The organism is Dysgonomonas mossii (assembly GCF_004569505.1).
Taxonomy (GTDB): domain Bacteria; phylum Bacteroidota; class Bacteroidia; order Bacteroidales; family Dysgonomonadaceae; genus Dysgonomonas.
Genome location: NZ_SPPK01000005.1, coordinates 190,428 through 214,951, shown reverse-complemented (window position 1 = coordinate 214,951; position 24,524 = coordinate 190,428). Strand labels below are relative to the sequence as shown.

At 39.0% G+C, this 24,524-nt stretch carries 19 protein-coding genes; 9 read left to right on the top strand and 10 right to left on the bottom strand.

Features of this window, described 5'->3' with window-relative positions; genetic code table 11:
* Position 1: 1 nt before the first annotated feature.
* From E4T88_RS14755 to E4T88_RS14725, 7 genes are read left to right on the top strand one after another with little or no spacing between them, the layout of a single operon-like run.
* Complete coding sequence (locus tag E4T88_RS14755; protein WP_135106748.1) at positions 2-1,243, top strand: FtsW/RodA/SpoVE family cell cycle protein; 1,242 nt, start codon at positions 2-4, stop codon at positions 1,241-1,243.
* Positions 1,240-2,343, top strand: coding sequence for an undecaprenyldiphospho-muramoylpentapeptide beta-N-acetylglucosaminyltransferase (gene murG / locus E4T88_RS14750; protein WP_135106746.1), 1,104 nt, complete (start codon positions 1,240-1,242; stop codon positions 2,341-2,343). The genes E4T88_RS14755 and murG overlap by 4 nt, the downstream gene beginning before the upstream one ends.
* A gap of 9 nt (positions 2,344-2,352) precedes the next feature.
* Positions 2,353-3,720: a UDP-N-acetylmuramate--L-alanine ligase gene (murC, locus tag E4T88_RS14745; RefSeq protein ID WP_135106744.1), complete on the top strand. Its 1,368-nt coding sequence runs from the start codon at positions 2,353-2,355 to the stop codon at positions 3,718-3,720.
* Positions 3,717-4,454 carry a cell division protein FtsQ/DivIB gene (locus tag E4T88_RS14740; protein ID WP_006841461.1) on the top strand — a complete coding sequence of 246 codons (738 nt, stop codon included), beginning with the start codon at positions 3,717-3,719 and terminating at the stop codon, positions 4,452-4,454. Before murC ends, E4T88_RS14740 begins: the two co-directional genes overlap by 4 nt.
* Positions 4,455-4,512: 58 nt before the next feature.
* Positions 4,513-5,841 (top strand): cell division protein FtsA, encoded by a 1,329-nt coding sequence (gene ftsA / locus E4T88_RS14735; RefSeq protein ID WP_135106742.1) that lies wholly within the window; start codon positions 4,513-4,515, stop codon positions 5,839-5,841.
* Positions 5,842-5,886: 45 nt separating this feature from the next.
* On the top strand, positions 5,887-7,176 hold the full coding sequence (gene ftsZ / locus E4T88_RS14730; protein WP_135106740.1) for a cell division protein FtsZ: 1,290 nt from the start codon (positions 5,887-5,889) through the stop codon (positions 7,174-7,176).
* 20 nt (positions 7,177-7,196) lie between these two features.
* The gene (locus E4T88_RS14725) at positions 7,197-7,649 is read left to right on the top strand and encodes a GatB/YqeY domain-containing protein (RefSeq protein WP_135106738.1); all 453 of its coding nucleotides are present in this window, start codon (positions 7,197-7,199) and stop codon (positions 7,647-7,649) included.
* Positions 7,650-7,712: 63 nt separating this feature from the next.
* Here the strand turns inward: E4T88_RS14725 and E4T88_RS14720 are convergent, their stop codons facing one another.
* The 8 genes from E4T88_RS14720 to E4T88_RS14685 all read right to left on the bottom strand — a co-directional run bounded on the left by E4T88_RS14720 (position 7,713) and on the right by E4T88_RS14685 (position 21,299).
* Positions 7,713-8,384, bottom strand: a complete 672-nt coding sequence (locus E4T88_RS14720; protein ID WP_135106736.1) for a YiiX family permuted papain-like enzyme — start codon at positions 8,382-8,384, stop codon at positions 7,713-7,715.
* 18 nt (positions 8,385-8,402) lie between these two features.
* Positions 8,403-10,235, bottom strand: coding sequence for a DNA mismatch repair endonuclease MutL (mutL, locus tag E4T88_RS14715; RefSeq protein ID WP_135106734.1), 1,833 nt, complete (start codon positions 10,233-10,235; stop codon positions 8,403-8,405).
* A 13-nt stretch (positions 10,236-10,248) separates the two neighbouring features.
* Positions 10,249-12,024: an OstA-like protein gene (locus tag E4T88_RS14710; protein ID WP_135106906.1), complete on the bottom strand. Its 1,776-nt coding sequence runs from the start codon at positions 12,022-12,024 to the stop codon at positions 10,249-10,251.
* Positions 12,025-12,129: 105 nt separating this feature from the next.
* Positions 12,130-13,515 carry a peptidylprolyl isomerase gene (locus E4T88_RS14705; protein WP_185146749.1) on the bottom strand — a complete coding sequence of 462 codons (1,386 nt, stop codon included), beginning with the start codon at positions 13,513-13,515 and terminating at the stop codon, positions 12,130-12,132.
* A gap of 80 nt (positions 13,516-13,595) precedes the next feature.
* Positions 13,596-14,462, bottom strand: coding sequence for a peptidylprolyl isomerase (locus E4T88_RS14700; RefSeq protein WP_135106732.1), 867 nt, complete (start codon positions 14,460-14,462; stop codon positions 13,596-13,598).
* On the bottom strand, positions 14,459-16,480 hold the full coding sequence (locus E4T88_RS14695) for a peptidylprolyl isomerase (RefSeq protein WP_135106730.1): 2,022 nt from the start codon (positions 16,478-16,480) through the stop codon (positions 14,459-14,461). Before E4T88_RS14695 ends, E4T88_RS14700 begins: the two co-directional genes overlap by 4 nt.
* Before the next feature lie 223 nt (positions 16,481-16,703).
* On the bottom strand, positions 16,704-18,179 hold the full coding sequence (guaB, locus tag E4T88_RS14690; RefSeq protein ID WP_135106728.1) for an IMP dehydrogenase: 1,476 nt from the start codon (positions 18,177-18,179) through the stop codon (positions 16,704-16,706).
* 204 nt (positions 18,180-18,383) lie between these two features.
* On the bottom strand, positions 18,384-21,299 hold the full coding sequence (locus E4T88_RS14685; RefSeq protein ID WP_135106726.1) for a calcium-translocating P-type ATPase, PMCA-type: 2,916 nt from the start codon (positions 21,297-21,299) through the stop codon (positions 18,384-18,386).
* Between the two features lie 404 nt (positions 21,300-21,703).
* Here E4T88_RS14685 and E4T88_RS14680 point away from each other — a divergent pair, with 404 nt between their 5' ends.
* Positions 21,704-22,279, top strand: coding sequence for a 5'-methylthioadenosine/S-adenosylhomocysteine nucleosidase family protein (locus E4T88_RS14680; protein ID WP_135106724.1), 576 nt, complete (start codon positions 21,704-21,706; stop codon positions 22,277-22,279).
* 67 nt (positions 22,280-22,346) lie between these two features.
* Here the strand turns inward: E4T88_RS14680 and E4T88_RS18015 are convergent, their stop codons facing one another.
* Positions 22,347-22,502, bottom strand: a complete 156-nt coding sequence (locus tag E4T88_RS18015; RefSeq protein WP_167755468.1) for a hypothetical protein — start codon at positions 22,500-22,502, stop codon at positions 22,347-22,349.
* A gap of 155 nt (positions 22,503-22,657) precedes the next feature.
* Here E4T88_RS18015 and E4T88_RS14675 point away from each other — a divergent pair, with 155 nt between their 5' ends.
* Entirely contained in the window at positions 22,658-23,548 is an 891-nt protein-coding gene (locus E4T88_RS14675; RefSeq protein WP_135106722.1) for a bile acid:sodium symporter family protein, read from the top strand.
* A gap of 9 nt (positions 23,549-23,557) precedes the next feature.
* On the opposite strand, the gene E4T88_RS14670 is transcribed toward E4T88_RS14675, so the two are convergent.
* Positions 23,558-24,301, bottom strand: a complete 744-nt coding sequence (locus E4T88_RS14670; RefSeq protein WP_228093949.1) for an NUDIX hydrolase — start codon at positions 24,299-24,301, stop codon at positions 23,558-23,560.
* Positions 24,302-24,524 lie beyond the last annotated feature (223 nt).

Sequence of the window (24,524 nt, the reverse complement as noted above, 5' to 3'; positions counted from 1 at the left end):
AATGGAATTCAATTTTTTAGGGCGGGCATTCAAAGGAGATAAAGTTATATGGTGTATATTTATCGCACTGTGTATTATCTCTTTGCTTGAAGTATTTAGTGCTACAAGCACAATTGCCTACCGTCAACATAGCCACTGGGCACCGATTCTGCGACATGCGGCATTCCTGCTTATTGGTTTTGCCCTCGTGATGTTTTTGCAGAGAGTTCCCAGCAAATATTTCTCAGTATTACTATTGGGAATACCGCTATCTGCTGTTCTCCTTGTTGTCACCATGTTTATGGGGCAAGATGTAAATGGGGCACAACGCTGGCTGGGTATCGGAGCATTTACGATACAACCTTCCGAGTTTGCTAAAATTTCGGCAATCGGATTTGTCTCCTTCTTTTTAAGTAAGATGAAGCCTGACAATGAAGGTTGGATATTCAAAACCCTTATTATTGGTATTGGAGCCTTATGCTTACTTATTGCACCCGAAAACTTATCTACGGCATGTCTCCTTTTTGGCGTCTGCTTTATGCTTATGTTTATCGGACAGGTCAGCCTCAGGAAGTTAGGATTGATTGCTTTTGTTGGGCTTGCTGCTGTAGCTATTTTGCTAGGCAGCCTTACGCTCCTACCCGATTCTTTTGCAAAAGAGTATTTACCGGGACGTCTGGCTACATGGAAAAACCGTATAGAAAGGCACTCGGAAGAAGATAAAGAGATGAGGAACGCCGACGGAACTATTGCCTATAAAATAACTGACGACAATTACCAGGTATCGCATGCCAAGATAGCTATAGCTAACGGCGGTATAATCGGCTTGCCGGGAAGCGGCGTTGAACGAGACTTTCTTCCACAAGCCTATTCCGACTTTATCTTTGCCATCATCCTTGAAGAAACCGGACTGCTTGGGGGGCTATTCGTCTTGCTTTTATATGTAGCTCTGATGTTCAGGTGTGGCGTTCTGGCTTCAAAATGCGAAAAGAAGTTCCCGAGGTATCTTATACTCGGATCTGCACTTATACTCACAATACAGGCTTTGGCTAATATGGCCGTAGCCGTCAATTTGATTCCTGTTACAGGACAACCTCTGCCTCTGGTAAGCCGGGGTGGAACGTCTACCATTATCACATGTGCCTATTTTGGCATTATTCTGGCATGCTCATCCCGACTCAATGATTCAGATCATGAAGATGTGGACGAAAGCATTGCCAATATAGATTTTGAACCCTATGTAAAAGATACAGAAGAACAATGAAAAATCTGAGAGTTATTATTAGCGGAGGTGGAACAGGAGGTCATATATTTCCGGCAATAGCTATTGCTAACACCATCAAAAAACGTTACGCTGACTCCGAAATACTTTTTGTGGGAGCCGAAGGACGCATGGAAATGGAAAAAGTTCCAAACGCAGGATACAAAATAGAAGGGTTAAATGTAGTCGGGATTAGCAGAAAAAATCCGATCAAGATATTTTCTACAATCTGGAAATTTCAGAAAAGCCTCAATCGGGCTAGCAAAATCATAAAAGAATTTAAGCCTGATATCGTGATTGGCGTGGGAGGATATGCCAGTGGCCCAACGTTGTATAAGGCAAGTAAACTAGGTATCCCGACCCTCATTCAAGAGCAAAATTCGTATGCCGGAATTACAAACAAGTTCTTAGGCAAGAAGGCTTCCAGTATCTGTGTTGCCTACGAAAATATGGAAAGATTCTTTCCGAAAGATAAAATAGTGATGACCGGCAACCCTTGTCGTGAAGAATTATTATCATCGAATATAACGAAAGAAGATGCCTATACAGAGTTTAACCTCAACCCGAATAAAAAAACGATTCTGGTTGTAGGTGGCAGCCTTGGTTCGAGAACAATAAACAAAAGTATCTTTAGCGGAATAGAAGCTTTGTCAGAGTCAGACATACAAATCATTTGGCAATGTGGAAAACTATACTTTTTCGAACTGAATATGGATCTGGCATCGAAAGGGAATCCACAGAATATTCATATCCATGAATTCATTTCCCGAATGGATTTAGCATATAAAGCAGCCGATTTGGTCATCTCAAGAGCAGGTGCAAGCTCTATCTCCGAACTATGCTTGTTGGGCAAACCGGTTATTCTTGTTCCTTCTCCAAATGTATCGGAAGATCATCAAACCAAAAATGCAATGGCTCTGGTAAACAAAGATGCCGCTATCCTCATAAAGGATATTGAAGCGAACGATTTGCTGGTTAAAACAGCTTTGGAGACAATAAAGGATAAGGATAAATTAAAAACTCTGTCAGAAAATATTTTAAAATTGGCGCAACATGATTCGGCAAACCGGATTGTAGATGAAGCAATAGGACTAATAAAGTGAAAATAAAACATGAATAATATAAAAGCAGTATATTTCATCGGAATCGGTGGTATCGGGATGAGCAATCTGGCTCGCTATTTTATGTCGAAAGGTAAAAAGGTAGCAGGGTATGATCGTACCGAAACACCATTGACAAAAGAGCTGGTAAAAGAAGGCGCAGAAATTCACTATTCGGATAGTGTAAGCCTGATACCGGAATACTGCAAAGACAAGGATACGACATTAGTGGTTTATACGCCGGCTGTTCCATCCGAGAACGAAGAGGTTATATATTTCCACGAGCAGAATTTTACTATCCAGAAGCGTGCTCAGGTTTTAGGAACTATCACCAAATCGAGCAAAGCACTCTGTTGTGCAGGAACACACGGAAAGACAACAACATCAAGTATGCTGGCTCACATCCTTAAACAATCGCACCTCGATTGTAATGCTTTCTTAGGCGGTATACTAAAAAATTATAGCAGCAATCTGATGCTTTCAGACAAGAGTGAGTTTACCGTTATCGAAGCTGATGAGTATGACCGCTCTTTCCACTGGCTGCATCCGTATATGGCTCTTATTACCTCTGTAGACCCAGATCATTTGGATATCTACGGAACGGAAGAAGAGTATCTCAAAAGCTTTGAGAAATTCACCACCCTCATTCAACAAGGAGGAGCGTTGGTGATGAAACACAATATAAAACTTTCACCCAAAGTTGGAGAAGGAGTTAAGGTATATACCTACTCTGAAGATAAAGGCGATTTCCATGCAAAGAACATAAAAATAGGCAACGGTGAAATTCGCTTCGACTTTGTTACTCCAAAGGAAGTAATAGACAACATACAACTTGGCGTTCCTGTAAGAATAAATATAGAGAATAGCATCGGAGCAATGGCTCTGGCATGGCTCAATGGTGCTACACCTGACGAACTGAGACATGCAATGCTCACATTTCAGGGAGCAAAACGTCGTTTCGATTTTATCCTTAAAACAGATAAGATCGTGATGATAGACGACTATGCGCACCACCCTCAGGAACTAGCTGCAAGCATTACTTCTGTTAAGGAGTTATATCCTGACCGCAAGGTTACAGGAGTTTTTCAGCCTCACCTCTATAGTCGGACAAAAGATTTTGCCGATGAGTTTGCAAAGAGTCTTTCTTTGCTTGACGAACTCATTTTACTGGATATATATCCTGCAAGGGAAAAACCGATAGAAGGTGTGACATCAAAAATAATTTTCGACAAGGTTACCTGTCCTAAAACATTGTGTAACAAGCAAGAATTATTAACTTTATTGGAAAATAAAAATAATATTGAGGTTCTATTAACAGTCGGAGCAGGAGATATCGATCAATTGTTGGAAGCAATAAAAGACGTTTTAAAAGAGAAATGATAAAAAAAATATTAGTCATCGGAGGAATATGCCTTCTTGCAGGCTATCTTATTTTCTCGGCTTTTTATTTCGAAAAAAAGCCGCAGGATGACTTTTGTACAAGTTTTGAAGTAGAAATAAAAAATAGCGCCGAAGGCAATAAGTTTATCGAAACAAAAGATATTGTAAGTTATATCAAAGATAAAGGACTTGACCCTACAGGCAAACAATTAAAAAACATTAATACAAACAAGATAGAGGAGGCCATAATGGCCAATCAGCTGATAAAAGAAGCCAACGTATTTGTTACAAACAATAGAGCCGTAAAAGCCGTAATTGAAGAGCGGAAGCCGATTCTGCGTGTTATAAGCAGCCTCGGAGGAAACTATTATATAGATAATACGGGCAATAAAATGCCTCTTTCTAATCGCTCTACGGCATACCTCCCTATAGCAACAGGAGCAATAAAAGAAGAGTTTGCAAAGACCGACTTATATAAATTTGCATTATTTTTGCATAATGATGAGTTTTGGAATGCACAAATTGAACAAATAGTCGTACTACCTAACCAGGATATTAAATTAATACCCCGTGTCGGTGATCATCAGGTCATACTAGGCAGTGTGGACGGATGTAAAGAGAAGCTTGCCAAATTGCTCACCTTTTATCAAAACGGGCTTAACGAGACCGGGTGGAATAAATATTCAGTCATAAATCTGAAGTTTAACAAACAAGTTGTTTGTACAAAACGTTGAATAAAGAACAAGATCTGGACAATTCTTTCGAATTGGACTGTAAAGGAGAAGAAGATATATGGAACAATCAGGATTTATTGTAGGTATTGACCTTGGCACATCAAAAATTGTTGGTGTACTGGGACGTAAGAATGAACAAGGCGTTATTTCCATCTTGGCATCGGAATGTATACCTGCCGATTCATGTGTAAAATATGGGACAATATATAATATAGATGATGCCGCCGGCAAAATCAAAGGACTTATTCACCTGTTAGAAAACAAGACAGGGAAGAAAATAGGAAAAGCTTATGTTTCTGTTGCCGGAAAATCACTTCGGGCAATAGAACACAAAGAGACTAAATTGCTCGATGGCAACACTCCTATTACATTTGCCATACTCGACGGAATGGAACAGCAAGCTAAGCTGAACAAACCTGATTTCTTTGCCAACTATAGCGTACTTGCTCCTGAATACTACCTTGACGGACAATACGAAGAAGACCCGATTGATAAGGTTGCTTCTGTAATTGAAGGTCATTATCGTTTGGTTATCGGACGCCCTAATATAAAGAGCAATCTTGCAAAAAGTACAGAGAAGGCTCAGATTGATATTGCCGGATTTATTGTAGGGCCTGTAGCCGCAGGTGCTCTCGTTCTGGAAGAACAAGACAGACAAGCTGGATGTGCTCTGGTCGATTTTGGCGCAGGCACCACTACATTATCCATATACAAGGGTGGATTGCTTCGCTATATGGCAGTTATTCCGTTCGGAGGACGTACGATTACGAAAGATATTCAGGGATTAGGCTTTGTATTCGAATCTGCCGAAACATATAAAATACGTTATGCAAAATTAGGTAAAGAAAAAGCAAGACCAACCAGTGATACTTCAGCCGATATAGACCTCAGAGAGTTGAACAAAGTGATACAACTACGTCAGGACGAGATTATCTTGAACGTGATTCATCAGATAAAAGAGTCAGGATTTGGAGATAAACTGGATGCCGGAATTATTATAATAGGTGGAGCATCGCAAATTACAGGGCTGGAAGAATACTTTGCAGACAAAGCACAACTTCCGGTAAAGCGGGCAACACCAAAACGTGTATATATTAATAATGCAGCCGAATTATTGCAAAATCCGGTATATACACAGGCTCTTAGCTTACTGCTTTTTGCAAATGAGAATTGCGAAAGGAAGGAAGCTTTCAGACCGGAACCTGTACCGGTTCAACAAACAACTCCTACTCCACCTGCTCCCGAAATTGAGGAAGAAGAGGATGAGGAAGAAGCTCCTAAGCCTAAAAAGGGAAAGAAAGATAAAAACAAAGGGCAAACATCGCTCTTTAGGTTCTTCGAAAAAGTACAAAACTTTGGAGGAACAGTATTCAACGATGAAGAATAATCGAAGTAAATCCCTTAAGTTATAACAAAACAAATACGCTAAGATATGGATGAAAAAATACTGGATTTTCAATTCCCAAGAAAAACTCAGACAATCATAAAGGTTATAGGTGTAGGTGGTGGTGGTGGTAACGCCGTAAATCACATGTTTAATGAAGGTATACATGATGTATCGTTTGCATTGTGCAATACCGATAATCAAGCATTGTGCGAATCTCCGGTAGAAACACGAGTCCAACTGGGAAGAAAAACCACGGAAGGACTTGGAGCAGGAAACCGCCCCGAGGTTGCAAAAGCAGCGGCAGAAGAGAGCCGTGAAGATTTGGAAAAACTATTGGGAGACGGAACCAAAATGGTATTTATCACTGCCGGAATGGGAGGTGGTACCGGAACAGGAGCAGCCCCTGTAGTAGCCCGTATTGCTAAAGATATGGGAATACTTACAGTTGGTATCGTTACCATACCATTTGTATTCGAAGGCCGTAAAAAGATTATACAAGCACTGAAAGGTGTAGAAAATATAGCACGCAACGTTGATGCACTGCTTGTGATCAACAATGAGAGACTGATTGATATCTATGCCGACCTGACTATCCCCAATGCTTTTGCAAAAGCTGACGATACGCTGACAATAGCAGCTAAAGGTATCGCGGAGATAATCACAGTACACGGACATATAAATCTGGACTTTGCCGATGTGAAAACCATCTTGAAAGATGGCGGTGTAGCCATTATGAGTAGCGGACGAGGCGAAGGAGAAAATCGTGTGGAAGATGCAATTGTAAATGCGCTTCACTCTCCATTATTGAATAACAATGATGTATTTGATGCCAAGAAGATTCTATTTAATATCTATTCGAGCGAAGAAGAACCGCTCATAGTAGAAGAGATGGAAGCTGTTGCCAACTTTATGAAGCGCTTTGGCCCAGAGATAGAAGTTATTTGGGGTACTGCTATAGATAAAAATCTAGGCAAGCAGGTAAAAATAACTTTGCTGGCCACAGGATTCGGTATGTCGAGCATCCCGGGCATGGAAAGTGATCTTATCGAAATTGATGAGGAAGAAGAGGAAGAAAGAATCAGGCAGGAAGAAGAAGAAAAACGCCGCATCAACGAAATGATTGAAAAACATTACGGAAAAGATGGCGTGCAAACTGTAGCTGTCCGTTCCTCGTTTTTCGGCCAAAAGCCAATTATCCTATCTACAGATGAATTGGATAATGATAAGATTATTGACGCTTTGGAAAATACTCCGGTATTCAAACGTGATGAGAAATTCAACCCAAGCGAATACAAACCGGAAATGAAGAAACAAGGTGGCCTTTTTAATGACTAAATCATAATAAAAATACAACAATGAACTTATTTGATAAAGTAAGCGAAGATATCAAAGACGCAATGCGCGCAAAGGACAAAATAAGACTAGAGGCGTTGCGAGGAATAAAAAAAGAATTTCTTGAAGCAAAAACAGCGAAAGGAGCTAATGATGAATTATCTGACGAAGCAGCAACTCTTATCTTGCAAAAGATGGTGAAGCAACGTAAAGACAGCGCAGATATATACAAAAATCAGGGTCGTGAAGATCTGGCGGGAGATGAATTAGCACAGATTGCTGTTATAGAAGCATATCTGCCAAAGCAATTATCACAAGAAGAACTGGATGCAAGAATCACCGAAATTATAGCTCAGGTAGGAGCTTCATCTCCTGCTGATATGGGTAAAGTGATGGGGGTAGCCACAAAAGCTCTTGCAGGTATTGCTGCCGGAAAAGCTATTTCTGAAACAGTAAAAAAGCTGTTGAATAAATAACACTGGTATAATTTTATTATAAATACAAAAGGCAGAATATTCGAATATTCTGCTTTTTGTATCTTATAGAGTATGAGAAATAACCGTCTCTAACATACTACTATTAAAAATAGATGCGGGGGAAATTACAACCTCATCTTTCGGTATTTTATCTCCGTAACGTTCTTTTAGTTTCTGTTGGACTTCTTCCCCTGTCAAATCAAAGTCTCTTAAGTACTGGAGCTTGCCAACTTCAACTTCTGCGCCTCGCTTATAAATTTTCCAGACAAGTTCAGAACAGTATATTTTTTCGTCCGACCAGTCAAATGCAGAGTCATAACTTTTTCCTAAGAGTTTAGCCCCCTCCTCTTTCATTTTCTTCAGCGTGTTAAAGGTTAATATCTGATTTGCAATCCTTAGCCGTTTGATTACATAATGACCATCCTTTCCCTTTGCTACCCACTCATCTAAAGGAGTCAGCTTTACAGTTTCAGCAGCCTCATAGACATAGAATCTACCATTATTCTTATAAATAATGCCACAGTGAGAATACTTTGAGTTTGTAGCTTGCTGAATAGCCTCACTCTGAGCCGAGAGTGAAGTCTGAAAGATTATATCGCCATCTTCTATCTGTTCTTCCCGAGTAGCCTTAGCCTTATCGGTAGAGACTGTCGTTGATGGATAAAAGTAGTAGGCACATAGCCCTAAAATAAAAAAGATACTAAAGATGAGAGAGATAATTTTCGCCTTTCTCATAGATAAATAGTTTAAGATTTACTTGAACATTTTCTCTATCGCATCATCTTCGAGCATAGAGATAATTGTTTTTCCGTCAGGAGTATGTTTATATGCAGAGGAAGCAAAAAGCTGATCGACAATCTTATTCATCTCCTCTGTAGACAACGTATGCCCATAAGGGATTGATGCAGCATAAGCCATCGAAAGTGCTAGTGCCTCTCGTATTTCCTCTTTTACATCGCTACCGCTCTCTATACTCTTATTTATCATGTTGTGCACAAGCTGTACAGAGTCTATATTAGTTATTTCGGCAGGTGTACCATTTATAGCATAAGAATTATTCCCTAAATGACCCAGATCGAAACCTACGGCCTCAAGATCGTCTGTCAGATAAGGCATCATAGCAGCCTCTGATGGAGACAGCTCGATAATCTCGGGGAATAGTGCACGTTGTGAGATACCTCTTTTATGCTCTATCTGAGATAAAAACTGATCGAACAATATACGAATATGAGCACGATGCTGATCGATAAGCATTAGCCCCGATTTAACGGAGGTAAGGATATAGCGGTTCTTGTATTGATAATGTACCACCATTTCGGGAACTATCTTTTCAGAATCGCCTGTTTGTTGCTGACTAAAAATATCAACATCGGGGGCAACCTCTGTAGAAAAATCGACAGTATTTTTATCACTTTCAAATCCTTTGTATAACTGATCCAAATCGAACTTTGGACGCTGATAGTTTGTCCTTGCAGGCGACTTGAATGGATTATATGACGGATCTACATTTACACGAGGCTGGGATATATTTTTTGAAGGATCGTGTATCGGTATATCTATAGCTCCTTCGGTATCAAAATCGATTGTAGGCACTTCATTAAACTTACCCAATGCCTCCTTGATGGCTGCAGTAAGAATTTGCCAGATAGGCTGTTCATTTTCAAACTTTATCTCTGTCTTTGTCGGATGTATATTTACATCGATAGTAGAGGGATCAACTTGAAAATAAATAAAATAGTTTGGATACTCGCCGTTCAGAATCAACGGGTCGAATGCAGACTGTACAGCCTTATTAAAATATGCATGACGCATATACCTGTTATTCACAAAAAAGAACTGCTGGGCTCTGGCTTTTCGTGCCGATTCGGGCTTACCTATAAAGCCGGTTATCTTAGCCAGAGAAGTATCTATATCAATAGAGATAAGCTGCTGATTGAAGTTCTTACCTACGACATTAACGATACGCTGCCGTAAACCTCCAGCCGGGAATTTTAAGACTTCTACATCATTATCTATAAAAGTAAATTCGATAGAAGGATTTACCAGAACAATACGCTCCAGTTCGGTAAGAATATTTCTACGTTCAGTATCGTTCGATTTCAAGAATTTACGACGGGCAGGAACATTATAGAATATGTTCTTTACAGAGAAATTACTCCCTACGGGACAAGCCACAGGCTCCTGACTTTCGACTCTCGACCCTGCTATTTGCAGCAAAGTACCGAGCTCATCTTCAGCCCTTCTCGTTTTAACTTCCACATGCGAGATAGCGGCAATAGAGGGCAAAGCCTCACCCCTGAACCCCATGGTGTGAAGATCAAACAAATCATCCGCTTTTCTTATCTTAGATGTAGCATGCCGTTCAAAGGCCATACGGGCATCTGTTGCCGACATTCCTTTTCCGTTATCTATCACCTGAATCAGTGTACGGCCGGCATCCTTAATGATAAGCTGTATACTGTCTGCACCGGCATCGATGGCATTTTCAACCAATTCCTTCACCACTGACGAAGGCCGTTGAATAACCTCTCCTGCCGCGATTTGATTGGCTATAGAATCGGGTAAAAGATGTATTATATCACTCATTATTATTCTATGGTTATTCTTCCCGATTAAAGACAGAGGTTTTACTCCGTTGAGGTTTTACATCTGATGCTTTACGAGAAACTTTCCTGAATATATCATCTTTATCTAAAGGTCGTAAATAATCGTACCAATAGAAGTCTGTTAAACGCAATTGTTCGGGAGTAATCAGGTCGAAAGGTGTTGTTTTCCCTACAGATTTTGGCCAGGTGACAAGCTTCTCGAATGCACCGTCCTTCATGAATATCTGTAGATAACTGCTTTCAAGCCAATTGAGAATACCTGACAGTTCCTTATTTTTCTCTTCGGGATATGATATTGTCTCCACATTTCCTTCTGCCAATACTCTTTCCAACTGTTTATTCTGGAAGAAAAGCTTCATAGAACGCGATTTCAATTGATTGTAATGTAGCGAGTCTTTCTGCTCTATCGAGAAACTATATCGTTTGACATGCATATGATCGATTGTACTATCATTCATATAAATGTCTATCGTATCGCCATACAACTGCCTGTTTGTATTCCACAGTACAGGATCTTTATACATATGGAGTATAGAATCTCTTGAGTTGAACTGTAAAGAGTCACAAACGCCCTGCATGTCGGACCTATAAAAACGCACTCCGTAATATGCTTTTATCTCTCGGTAAGTAGTCACTTTAGGTTCTTCCTTTTTCGCAGGAGGTAATGCAGACGGCAAAGGTTCGAGCGAAGAAGATATATTTACCGACTGAGTATGTAAGGAATCGGAATGAAGCTTACCTATAGAATCGCTATGTAAGGAATCCGCAGCGACTTTAGTATGCTTTTGTATCTTCTGATTAGTGGGCTTGATGCTATCTACTATTGCAATCAGCTTAAGAGTATCGGCATGGATATATAGTGTATCGCCTTGCGAATACTCGATACAGTAAGCCGAATCGGTAGCCAGCGCATAGTCTGTCAATTCATTATAGAAACCGTAATGACCTCTTAGGATAACTTTCTTAGTCGTATCTTGCAAAAACATATTGCCAAATACCTCGCCATATCCTTTTGCCTTATGGTACGAGATGGAATCTCCTCTCAATATACGATTACCCTGCTTGTTTACAATCGTGGATTGATCCAACAAGAGGGACTCCTCAGTTGCAGTATTGTACCACCCTTTGCTGGAATAAATAATGCCACTGTCGGAAACAATTTTGGTAGGAGTATAGATTGTTGCAATCTTAGTATCCGTATTATATTTGAGACGATCGGAGTATAACTTAAACTTATTGTTCACAAGAATCACGCTATCCTTGAATGTTGCCAGCTTGAGTGCAGGCTCATATTGCCCCCAGTAGGACGTAAGTTCATTCAACGAATCGACGAGCATACCTCCATCAAAGTAATAACCAATATTCATCATACGGTCATAGTTTAAACTGTCGGTAAACAGTGTTCCACTACCATGTTCGAGGCGTACATTCTCTCTGAACATTACAACTCTTGTATTTCCATCATAATGCATATAGTTGCCGTAGAGAAATAGGGTATCGCCCTGTTCCATCCGTACGTTACTAAATGCATTAAAAGAGTTCATCTTTTCGTCATAGTAGGCACTATCGCAATACAGATACGCCCCATCGTGAAAGAATATAACACTATCTTTCAATATCTTAACATCTGAACCCGCTCGGGTAAAGAGCTCCTTGCTAAATACAATGTCTATTACTTTCTGCTTTCCTTTTGCCTGTTGAGGTTTTTGCTGACTCTGAGGCTTTTGAGGCACCTGAAGGATATCCACATCCACATGTGGAGAAATCATCATTTGTGCCGATGCATAAATAGCAATCAGGCATAAAACACTGATTGCAGATATTCTATGCCTTTGAGTTATGTATGTAATAAATTTCTTAAACACTTGTTATATTTACTTGCTAGCCTGATCTTTTTTAATCCAGTCGGGATATTGGAAATCACAGTTTTCCCAATCCTTATCTATTCTTACATAAGTACTCTTTATTTTTGTTTGGAGCCACTTTTTCAGAACCTCTTCATGCTTTTTGTTTTCTACAATCGCTTTCAATGTCTGATAGTCGTCAGAAACATTTGCGACATGTCCTTCAGTCTTGCTTTTCAACTTTATAATGGCAACAACTTCTTTACCACTATTCTGTTTCATTGTGAACGCAGGCGATATATCCCCTACCTTCATATTGTTTACGATCTTACCTATTTCGGTAGGTAGTTCTTCCATTGTAAAGCGAGGAGTACCATAGTTTGTACTCTCTTTGTAGTTTACCATCAAACCGTTATTCTTTCTTGTATTTTTATCGAAGGATAAGACTGTAGCATCTTCGAAAGTAAACTTGTTTGCTCTTATATCATTTGCAATAGAGTCTAGTCTGAATTTTGCTTTATTCATATCTTCTGTCGATACCTTCGGGCGAAGTAGTATGTGGCGGAAGTTAGCCCTATCACCTCTTCTTTCTATCAATTGAATGATATGGAAGCCGTATTCAGTCTCTACAATATTTGATACTTTTTTAGGATCAGACAAAGAAAATCCTACACTTGAGAACTCCGGCAATAACTCGGCACGTCCCATAAAGCCCAGTTCGCCACCATTTGGAGCCGAACCCGGATCTTCGGAATACATAATTGCTAAAGTAGCGAAGTCGGCAGTTCCCGAGTTTATTCTATTTGTATAATCTCTGAGTCGGTCTTTTACCTGATCAATATCTTTTAATGGAATCACAGGTTCATTCGTAATAATCTGCACTTCAACCATTGTCGGGATATAAGGCAAACTATCTTTTGGCAGCTGAGCGTAATATTTTCGAACTTCAGAAGGAGTCAGATTCGTCTTTTTGCCCACCAAACTCTTCTTTACTTCTGAAACCAGATATTCATTACGAATTTGTTCGCGCCATTCGTCCCTGAGCTGTGCCATAGTAGAGCCTAGGTATTCTTCGGCTTTCTCTTTTGAACCTAGATTAGCAATAACATTATTCTCGTATCTCGATAGCTGGCTATTAACTGCTGATGCCGGCACTTCTATACTATCTATCTTTGCCTGATCGAGGAACAGCTTCTGAACAGCAAGTTGCTCCGGAATCAAACAATAAGGGTCTCCCTCGATGCGTTCTCCGCGGGACAACATCCCCAAGCGAACTTTTTCCACATCCGATTTCAGGATAGCTTCATCCCCTACTACCCATATTATTTCATCTATAACATTATTCTGAGCGTAGGATAAAATACCCGACCCCAATAGTATTATTAATAAAATTAATTTTCTTGCCTTTTGCATCATTTTTGTCTGTTTATTAAAAAGTGGCGTAAATATAGTGATAATGTATCACTTTTTCTTAACGTAAAAAAAGAAGTTATAGTCTACTTATTATAAAACTTAATTTCATTATCCGAAATGGCCTTATTATACAAGTCCTGTTGCACCTTATTGAGGTAATCACTTTTCCTTTGTTCTGTATAAATTTCCATCAATTGATTTTTTATATACTCATAAGGAGCCTCACTTCCCACAGTCCTGTACTCTTTCACATTCAAAAGATATACGAATGAAGAATCCCGGGCTTCTATATTCTTGTTGATCTTCAAGAAGTCTGCCCCGTTATCCACGGATAGTGGCATATTATCTATAATCTCGTTGAAGCTCACCCACCTATTGTAGAAATATTCGTATCCAACTGCATTCTTCAATGTATTCTTTTCTATATTTTCTACAGCTGCATCGGTCGGTTGTTTATACCACTTCAGAAAATTATTGAGCTCTTTTGAGTCAATCGGAACTTTCAGATAAAGCCCCTTTATTATATTTTCTTTCAGCTTCAACTTTTCTTTATTCTGTTCGTAAAAAGATTGCAATTCCGCATCGGAGAGGGATTTTGATAAATGCTCCGTCAACAATTGCTCTTGATATAAATTCGAAATAAGAGTTTTCCGATAATTTTCTATCAATCGTTCTATCTCCTCTTTATTTACTATGTTTTGTTTCGCCTTGTCATACAGCAACTGATCATTTATCCACATTTTTATGTATGCATCTGCAGCAGCAGTACTATCTTGCGAAGACAGTGTGCGAGGAACCGTATTGTTGAGCTCATTCATATACAAGGTTTTATCCCCGACAGTAACTACAGGAACTTGGCTCAGATCAGGTGCATCAGTACTTCCTTTACTGCATGACAGCATAGATATCGAAATTGATGCAGATATTATAATAATATTATAGATTCTCATTTTATTGTATTCAATACAGAATTATTTATCTCCACTTTGTATTTCTTGCGTAAATCAGCCTTCCATTGTTGTTCGAGCTGAGCTTGATAACCAGACTCAACAGCATGTCTCACATCATTATAGTCTATTGGTTTTGAAACAAAGTCTCCCAAAACAATAAAGTACGGATAACCCATTTTTGCTTTTACTTCTTTTCCCTCAAAGACCTTATTGTCTACATACGGGTTTTCGCCCTTAGCCCATATTCCGGGTTCCATCAGTACCCTCAGAGAATCTTTATTCAGAGTATGCCTTATTTTTTCAATAAGAACATCTCTGTTCTTCTCTCTCTTGGACAATGATGTAGCAACAGTTAGTGCTTTTTCATCTTTTGCATAAACAATCAGCCCTCTATACTTTGTTCCGCCAAGGGAATATTTACTTTTATTTTTCTTGAAATATTCCGACAAACCTTTTTTGTCGGTAGCGGCACGTCCCCATATATTCTTATTCATTACGCCAAAAGATAAAAGACCATTTGAAATTTCATCTAATCGGTTCTTATACTCAGGTTCTCTATCTGGTAGAGATAAGTAATAATAATCAGTCAGGCAACGTGAATAATATGCTTTAAAATATTCTTTCAACACATCTGTGGATAACGAATTATTGATAGCCTCAGTGTATACTACCGTTTCAGGAGCATCGGTCGGCTTATTATCCATCAAGTTTTGTCTCAATCGAATATATTCAACAAAGTTAGCAACAGTATATATCTTCTTATCTCCAAACGAAAATAAAATATCGTTATTATTATCAACATTTTTCAAAAAAGAAGAATCTTTAGGAGATATCTTATTTGCTATTTCATTCAGTCTGTCATAAGCCACACGATTGAAGTTAAAACCTAATTCTTGTGACATTCTTTTCCGTTTCTCAATAGTCATTTCTTCCGACTTGTCACTTTCTAGTATGCGAGCTTTCAGCGAGCTCTTCATATCAGCATAAGACGGAACCGGGATTTTTTTCAGCAGCCGGATAATATGAAATCCATATTCCGACTGTACAGGCTCGCTCACATCTCCTTCTTTCTTGAGATTAAATGCTGCTTCTATAAATGTTGCAGATAGACGAGATTCCAAATTTAGAACTCCAAAATGGCACCCTTTTTCACCCATTTGCATTACACGAGTAAACTCATCACACAACGATTGATAATCTGAAGCTGTACGCATATTCCGATATTCTCTCCAAGCAACCTTCCCCACACTGTCTATTTGATTGAGGTCGGCAGGGATACGGGAAAAATTAAATAATACTTGCTCGATATCCAGCGAACCTACAGCAGGGCGTTTATTTAAGACCTGTATAATATGATATCCATCCGAACATCTTATTGGCATACTGACCTCGTTAACAGGAAGATAGTAAATCGCCTCCTCTACTTTAGCATTAAACATAAAAGGAGCAACCCAGCCAATATAGCCGTTTTGTTGATTATAATCCAAAACAGTAGAAGACAACAATACTTTATTATACCCTTCGGCAGCGAATCCATTTTTAGATAATCTGCGTTGCAGCTCTATCGCTTTTTGGTATAGAACGACTGTATCGGCAGGATATATTATTTTTTCTTCGAATGGGACAAGCACGTGATTTATTTCCACGTTTTGCTGCATCCTATTATATATCTTCAACAAATAATCATTTTCGTAAATCGTATCTTGCATATATTTACGAGACATGCCTACTCTTGCCGCAGATAAATCTCTTATATAATTTCCGGTTGTATCAATTCGCTGAGCTTTAGCTTCTGCAATATTCAACCTAAAATCTATGTAAGATTGAACAAAGTCGGCAAGAGATTCTTTTTCACCATCAGGTCTTGAGGCATTACTTTCTCTGTAAGCTTTCTCCAATTCCGACTTCAATACAGGTTTTCCGTCAATCTTAATAGCGACAGGGTCTACCTGCTGTGCATGCAGATAGAAAGTAGCATGTAGTGTGATAAGAAAGAATATAAGTCGTCTTTTATTCATATATCAAGCTGAAAAACTGTATAAAAAGCAAAGATACAAGAAATAAAGGCTCACAATGTTTTAAAATATTCTAAAATAAAGGAATACCAATAGTTTTTTTAATCTAAGCAAAGGTTAGTTAGCAGAAGTAATACCATCGAATAAGATGATAGAATATAAATAAATACGAATGGCTACCAATTGGTAGCCATTCGTATTATAATAAATTTTGTCGAATCAAATTTTATTCTCCTCTGCTGTAATTTGGAGCTTCACTTGTAATAGCTACATCGTGAGGATGACTTTCTGCAACACCAGCATTCGTGATACGAGTAAACTTAGCATTGTGCAGCTCATCAATATTCTTTGCTCCGCAATATCCCATTCCGGCACGAAGACCGCCGGTCATCTGGTAAACAACCTCAAACAACGATCCTTTGAAAGGAACGCGGGCAGCAATACCTTCCGGCACAAGCTTTTTAATATCAGCTTCCATATCTTGGAAATAACGGTCTTTTGAGCCTTTTTCCATTGCTTCCAAAGATCCCATACCACGATATGACTTAAACTTACGTCCATTGAAAATAATTGTTTCGCCCGGAGACTCCTCTACTCCGGCAAGCAACGACCCCATCATAACAGAGTAGCCTCCTGCAGCAAGAGCTTTCACGATATCTCCCGAATAGCGCAAACCTCCATCCGCAATCAACGGAACATTTGTTCCTTTGAGCGCTTTAGCAACATCATAGATAGCCGATAACTGAGGAACTCCGATACCTGCAACTACACGTGTAGTACAGATTGAACCCGGACCGATTCCCACTTTTACTGCATCAGCTCCGGCATCAACCAGATATTTTGCAGCATCGCCTGTTGCTATATTACCCACAACAATATCGATGTTGGAATAAGTAGCTTTTACTTTTTTCAACATCTCAACCACTCCTCTAGAGTGTCCGTGTGCGGTATCAATAACAATTGCGTCAACTCCTGCCTGTACAAGAGCATCAACACGCTCTAAAGTATCATAGGTTACTCCTACACCGGCAGCAACACGCAAACGTCCGTTTTCGTCTTTACAGGCAAATGGTTTATCTTTTGCCTTTGTAATATCTTTATATGTGATTAGTCCGATTAATTTATTATCGGCATCAACTACAGGTAGTTTTTCTATCTTATGTTGTTGAAGAATATCTGCTGCCGCTTCAAGGTCTGTAGTCTGGCGTGTTGTAATGATATTTTCTTTTGTCATCACATCATCGATCAACTCATTCATATCACGTCTGAAGCGCAGGTCTCGATTGGTCACAATACCAACCAAACGGTTGTTTGTGTCCACAACAGGAATCCCCCCGATTTTGTATTCAGCCATCATTGCCAAAGCATGACCAACTGTTTTGTCTCGAAGAATACTTACAGGATTTGAGATCATTCCGTTTTCTGCACGTTTAACAAATCGAACCTGCTGCGCTTGAGCTTCTATAGACATGTTTTTGTGTATAACACCTATACCACCTTCACGAGCTATTGCGATAGCAAGCTTAGCCTCGGTAACAGTATCCATTGCAGCCGAAACGAACGGAATATTTAATTTGATATTGCGTGAGAAATTTGTCGACAAATCGACTTCGCGGGGGAGAACTTCTGAATAAGCGGGGATCAACAATACATCATCGAATGTCAATCCATCCATTACAACTTTATCTGCAATAAACGACATATATTAAAGAGCTTTTGAAATTTATTGCGCGCAAATATACATATTTTTGACGAATTATTAGCAACAAACGTTCAAAAAACAATACTTTTTTAACTTAAAAGATTATTTCAATCTTAAAATAGGCTTATCTAACTTCCACATTAGATAAGCCTATTTAATATAACCTGAAAAGATTGTCAGGAAAATATATATTTATTTGTCAAATCATTTTTTTATTATCAGTCTAATCAATTCGCCAATCCAGAGAACAACAGATGTGCCGCCTATAATAATGCCCCAATCTTGAATGGTTAGCGGCATAGTACGAAATACATCGCCACCAAAAGTAACGATCAATATCTGTCCTACAAGAATAATTAAAGCTACTAACTCAAAGCCTGCGCTTTTATTTAATCCTGCAAAAGCGGATTTGCCTGTGGCATAAGCTTTGGCATTAAACATATTCCAGAATTGTAGTAGAACGAAGACTGTAAAGAAATACGACAAGAAGTAACGCTCTCTATCTCCTTCGGCAACATAGCTAAAGAATGAATTCAAGTGAACAGGATCTGAAAAATAATACATCATTCCGAGAAGTAATATAACAAACATTACGCCTGTAAAAAGAATATGTTTAGCAATGGAAGGCGTCACGATAAAATCACTGTTCTTCCTAGGCTTAGTTTTCATCACATTCGGGTCAGGAGGTAATGAAGCTAATGCTCCGGCCGCAAAAGTATCCATAATCAGGTTTACCCAAAGCATCTGCGTTACGGTTAACGGCAATTGTTGTCCAAATACAGAACCCAAAAACACGATCAAAAGTGCAGCCACGTTGATAGTCAACTGGAACAGCATAAAGCGCTGTATGTTCTTATAGAGCGAACGCCCCCACATCACAGCAGTAGCAATACTGCTGAACGAATCGTCAAGCAGGGTTATATCACTCGCCTCTTTGGCTACTGATGTTCCCGAGCCCATCGACAAGCCTACATCCGCATAATTGAGAGCAGGAGCATCGTTTGTCCCGTCACCAGTAACAGCAACGATCTCTCCTTTCTGTTTCAGGAGATGTACAAGCCGTTGCTTGTCTGTTGGACGAGCACGGCACATTATCTTCAAGCCTTGCACTCTATTGAGCGCTTCCTCATCTGAGAGTTTTTCGAAATCAACACCGCCAATAATATTCAGATCGGTATCCTCATCATCCTTCCAAATACCAATCTGACGTCCTATTTCTTTAGCCGTACCATACGTGTCGCCTGTAACAATTTTTACGCCGACACCCGCACTCAAGCAATGTTGCACAGCCTCAGGAACATCAGAACGCACAGGATCGGAAATTCCTGCTATTCCAAGAAATACTAATTCTCCTTTAATCAAATCTTCCACAGCCGCTTTTGCATCATCTAGATACTGATATGCAAAACCGAGAGTCCGCATTGCCTGATTCTGATATTGCAATAGCTGACTATTAATTTTTTCTTTGTACTCACTTACAGGAACGAGCCCTTCGGTAGTAATTACGTGCTTACATTTACTCAAAACTACTTCTGGTGCACCTTTTACATACAAAACTTTCTTTCTGAGTTTTGGAGAGTCTACAAAAGTTGCCATAAACTTACGTTCGGTAGAGAATGGCAATTGCTCTATGATAGCTTCTTTGTTACGAATATTACTATATAGTATTTTACTATTGTTGAGCCAAAGCAGCAAAGCTCCTTCGGTAGGATTTCCTAAAGCCGCCACTTTCTTAGGGTCTGAGAAATCTAAAAATGCAGTAGAGTTTACCGAAATATTTCCTATCACAAGACGGCTGATCTCGCTGTCGGTTAATCGCTGATCTTCCAATCCGTAGAAATTAGTGCTGGCAACCTGCATTTGGTTTTGAGTCAATGTTCCTGTCTTATCTGTACATATAACAGTGGTAGCTCCCATTGTTTCCACAGCATGCATTTTGCGCACAAGATTATTCATCTTCAACATGCGGCGCATACTAAGCGCAAGACTAAGCGTAACGCTCATCGGCAAACCTTCGGGAACAGCAACAACAACCAATGTAACCGCCACCATAAAGGCCTGTAAGATCTCTGTAGCCGTATCCAGATTTATCCACGAACTACTATCCAGCGGATCTACTCCAAAAATATATCCGATCGATGAAATGGCAACCGTCACCAATGCTCCTGTCAAAAGCCACCTCAACCATCCTCCTTCTTTCACAGACTTAGGAAGTTTAGAGTCTTTACCGAGCAATTCGAGACCTCCATATATAATAGGCAACCATACTTTTGTCATGCCCACTGCTACCCCCAACATTGCACCGGCAAGCAAAGCAAGTTGTCTTTTTTGCATAGGTACAATAGGATCGAAAACAACATCCTTAAGAACAAGGACTAAAAATGTGAAAAGGGCTAATATAAGACCAACAACACCGATAAACTTAGCCAAAGAGTCTAACTGACGGTTCAATGGTGTTTCGCCTTCAACTTTTTCGGTCGCCTTCACCGCCACTTTTCCAAATTCGGTATTATCTCCAATACGATGTACTTCAAAAACACCGTGCCCATTTATAACCTTCGTTCCTCGAAGCACCCAGTTTGAAGGATAAGTAACTCCTTCTTCGAAATGTTCAGGGTCTGTAGTTTTATCTATGCTCAACTCTCCTGTAAGGCAGGACTCATCTATCTGCATTGATACAGCTTCGAGCAATTCGCCATCAGCCGGAACCTCATTGCCTATCTCAAGCAAAACAATATCACCAACTACAATATCTTTTTTTGCAACCTGCTTTACATTTCCGTTTCGCATCACCATAATCTGGTCTTCGTCGTTCACCTGATTGAGGACGTCAAACTTTTTGTTGGCATCCATTTCGAACCAAAAAGAGACACCTGTTGCCAGAAGAATAGCACAAAAAATACCGATAGTTTCTATATACTCATTGTGTATAATAGAAATCCCTAAGGACAAGAATGCGGCAATAAGCAATATACGAATGATCGGATCTTCAAACTTTTTCAAAAAAAGTTTCCAAAGAGGTTCTTTTTTGGGGGGAGTGAGAATATTTGCACCATGCTTCTGCCTGCTTGCTTTCACTTCACTATCGGAGAGACCTATGTATTTTTTTCTACCTTCCATTATTTATTGGTTATTTATCTTTAACGTCTTTAAAACCTTATTGGTTATTCAAAACCGACAAAGTTACGTTCATTTAACATAAGATGGAATATCTGACGGTTAAATTATTGTTACAAAATCACCTCCCCCATCATTCGATTATAATAGAAACCGGGATGTAGAAGCGTATTTTTATTTACTTTACCTTATATTAGCACAAATGTGAATTTGATATTTTCTTATCTTTACTCAACAAAGTAGAATGTTAATGCAGATGAAAAAAAATTATCTTATATAAAAGGGGTTGATATGATTGGGAGAGAAAAGTTACAATCAAATATAAACTAAACCTGTTACTTTTGTCACCTTTTTATCTTTATCTAATTCTTTTAGATTGCTTATATTTGCAAACAAGATTCAATAACATGATTAAAGAACTATTAAATAAAAATCCTTTATACGTCTTTGCACTCGAGAGTGAAGCCTCAGATAAGTTTGTAAATGAAAGTCCGCTTTTTATTGGTGTGGGCAAGGTAAATGCAGCGTATCATTTAACAAAACAGATAGCACAAAATAAACCAAGTATTATTATCAACCTCGGATCGGCAGGCAGTAATTTTTTTGAAAGAGGGGCAGTAATCTGCTGCACCCAGTTTATACAACGTGATATGAATGTAACAACACTCGGTTGTGAGTTATATGAAACACCTTTTTCTAACACAAAACCGATTCTGAAGTATGGAATCCAGGTCGACGGTCTGCAAGAAGGCATCTGCGGAACCGGAGACAGTTTCGAGGTGAGCCATAATACATCAGATTACAATATCGTGGATATGGAAGCATATCCATTGGCATATATTGCGAAAAAAGAGGACATTCCGTTCCTGTGCCTTAAATACATTTCGGATGGTGCCGACGACAATGCCGCCGAAGATTGGAATATTACAGTAAAAAAAGCTGCGGACGCACTCAGACAAGCAATAGACGAACTAAAAAGATAGTAGTATTCAACCGTATAATAGCATGGGGGGCTTTCATTTTTTAAGTTAATAAGGTGAACGAAAAGAATCACTCTTTCTCATCATCAAACAAAAAATCATCGGAACATAGTTCTTCTATAGCAAGTGCGAGTTGCACATTTGAACTATCTTTCCTGTCAAGAGTTTCGATTTCTTTCTTAGGAGCGTATTTCAAATTCTCCTTCTTGTTCTTGTCATCTTTCATATCCAATGTTCTTATTAGTGTATTTATCTAATTAGACGATTTAGATTTAAAAATATTTCAATTTACTTCTTTTTTTTCTTTTTTTATGATTTTACCTTTATTACGGCTTCAAAGGGAATATATTTGCTAATTTTACATCTTCAATAAGCCAAATCATGCTGAATAAGATTAAATCGTACATGATGCCTATAGCTATGCTTACCGGCATTCTGTTACACAAATATATGGGCGAACTTTCGTTCCTTACCCCTTACCTCATAGCATTAATGCTATTGATCACCTATTGCAACATTTCGTTTAAGGAGATACATTTTTCCCGACTGCATTTTTGGCTTATTGCCATACAGATATTGGGGAGCATTGGCGTTTACGTATTACTTCGCCCTTTCAATCCCATTGTCGCTCAAGGTGCTATGATTTGCGTTTTAGCACCCACAGCCACATCTGCGCCTGTAATAACAGGCATGCTTGGAGGGAATGTCCCTAGCCTGATGGCTTATAGCTTACTCTGCAACATGGTTATTGTTATTGTTGCACCCATCCTGTTTTCATATACGGGAGAAATAGAGTCTAGTTCATTTCTTCAATCATTCTGGATTGTATTTCAAAAAGTCTCAATATTATTATTTCTTCCTCTGTTTGGCGCATTCTTACTCAAGAGGTTGTTACCCAGAGTACATCATGAGATTCAGAAAGCAAAAGGATTGTCTTTCTATCTTTGGTCGATAGCGTTGGTTATTATTACAGGAAAAACCGTACAGTTTATAATCGACCAAGAAAGTCCCAATTTTATAGTAGAACTGTCGGTCGCTTTCTCGGCTTTAGCTATTTGCATAGCTCAATTTCTTGTGGGACGCCGTTTAGGCACTTATTACAACGACACGATAGCCGGAGGACAGGGATTAGGACAAAAAAATACCATCCTTGCTATCTGGATGGCTCAAACATATCTAAATCCTATATCATCATTAGGACCCGGAGCTTATGTACTGTGGCAAAATGTGGTTAATTCTTATCAGGTATGGAGAAAAAGAAAAACCCTATAAAGAGATTTTTCAGACTGATTGACTCGCCTGATTCTCAGGAGATAGCAATACCATATTTTTAAGGTATTCAAATTCCAGTTCAAAACATTCACTAAAGATTTCATCGGCAAAACCCGCCTCTAATTGTTTTATAGTCCAGAACTTTCCATTCAATTTTCCGGTTCTCTTTATACTAAACTCATCGTCAACATTGGCTACAAACAAGAAATTCAAACGCTTTGTATCGTCATTCTCAAATACGTATTTGAGAACAAATTTCAAAGGAATATTTGTTTCTTCACCAAGCATTCGTCTTATACTGTTCCGTGCCGATAGGTTGATCTCATGATTAAAGAGCATATATTTCTCGAACGGATAATCCAGTTTCGAAGGGTTCAGCAAATCATTCTTGGGACGTTCCTGTAAATATATTTTCGATCCTGAGATAAGAGCTACCCGAACAACAGGATGCATAAATCGGTTCTTCATATTCAAGGATACGCTCTTGGCTATCTTACCTGTCACCTCCCCTTTCTCTGTAACGATAGGAATCCAATCTTCTTGTTTAAGTTTAGAGACCAAATTGCCTACTTTCACCGTTTGATATATTCCTATCAGAGAGATAATAAAGACCGGCGTAGCAACGAATATAACGATATCCGATGAGCGCAAAAAGTTATAATTAAAAGAGAACTGTCGATATAATAATATGGCAAAAATATGCAAAGTCAGGCCATACTGAACGAGTGTTGCACAACCATAAAACTCGCTCATGAGTGCCTTCTGAAGATGGTTTCTATGTCGAAAAAATCGTGTGGCAATATATGTCTTGCTTACTCTTAAAAGCATGAAGAGACATATTATTACAATTTCGCATATCACCAGATAGGTATTTAATTGCCAACTATATTTATGAGTTAGCAACCAGATAAACAAGGTAATAAAAATAGCTATTGCTGAAATATAGAACGTAATACTAAAGCCTCGGGTTTTGCAA

Bases quoted from the DNA above. Each gene is read 5' to 3' on its own strand.
- E4T88_RS14755 (WP_135106748.1), top strand. From the start codon at position 2: ATGGAATTCAATTTTTTAGGGCGGGCATTCAAAGGAGATAAAGTTATA.
- murG (WP_135106746.1), top strand. From the start codon at position 1,240: ATGAAAAATCTGAGAGTTATTATTAGCGGAGGTGGAACAGGAGGTCAT.
- murC (WP_135106744.1), top strand. From the start codon at position 2,353: ATGAATAATATAAAAGCAGTATATTTCATCGGAATCGGTGGTATCGGG.
- E4T88_RS14740 (WP_006841461.1), top strand. From the start codon at position 3,717: ATGATAAAAAAAATATTAGTCATCGGAGGAATATGCCTTCTTGCAGGC.
- ftsA (WP_135106742.1), top strand. From the start codon at position 4,513: ATGGAACAATCAGGATTTATTGTAGGTATTGACCTTGGCACATCAAAA.
- ftsZ (WP_135106740.1), top strand. From the start codon at position 5,887: ATGGATGAAAAAATACTGGATTTTCAATTCCCAAGAAAAACTCAGACA.
- E4T88_RS14725 (WP_135106738.1), top strand. From the start codon at position 7,197: ATGAACTTATTTGATAAAGTAAGCGAAGATATCAAAGACGCAATGCGC.
- E4T88_RS14720 (WP_135106736.1), bottom strand. From the start codon at position 8,384: ATGAGAAAGGCGAAAATTATCTCTCTCATCTTTAGTATCTTTTTTATT.
- mutL (WP_135106734.1), bottom strand. From the start codon at position 10,235: ATGAGTGATATAATACATCTTTTACCCGATTCTATAGCCAATCAAATC.
- E4T88_RS14710 (WP_135106906.1), bottom strand. From the start codon at position 12,024: ATGATTTCTCCACATGTGGATGTGGATATCCTTCAGGTGCCTCAAAAG.
- E4T88_RS14705 (WP_185146749.1), bottom strand. From the start codon at position 13,515: ATGATGCAAAAGGCAAGAAAATTAATTTTATTAATAATACTATTGGGG.
- E4T88_RS14700 (WP_135106732.1), bottom strand. From the start codon at position 14,462: ATGAGAATCTATAATATTATTATAATATCTGCATCAATTTCGATATCT.
- E4T88_RS14695 (WP_135106730.1), bottom strand. From the start codon at position 16,480: ATGAATAAAAGACGACTTATATTCTTTCTTATCACACTACATGCTACT.
- guaB (WP_135106728.1), bottom strand. From the start codon at position 18,179: ATGTCGTTTATTGCAGATAAAGTTGTAATGGATGGATTGACATTCGAT.
- E4T88_RS14685 (WP_135106726.1), bottom strand. From the start codon at position 21,299: ATGGAAGGTAGAAAAAAATACATAGGTCTCTCCGATAGTGAAGTGAAA.
- E4T88_RS14680 (WP_135106724.1), top strand. From the start codon at position 21,704: ATGATTAAAGAACTATTAAATAAAAATCCTTTATACGTCTTTGCACTC.
- E4T88_RS18015 (WP_167755468.1), bottom strand. From the start codon at position 22,502: ATGAAAGATGACAAGAACAAGAAGGAGAATTTGAAATACGCTCCTAAG.
- E4T88_RS14675 (WP_135106722.1), top strand. From the start codon at position 22,658: ATGCTGAATAAGATTAAATCGTACATGATGCCTATAGCTATGCTTACC.
- E4T88_RS14670 (WP_228093949.1), bottom strand. From the start codon at position 24,301: ATGAGCGAGTTTTATGGTTGTGCAACACTCGTTCAGTATGGCCTGACT.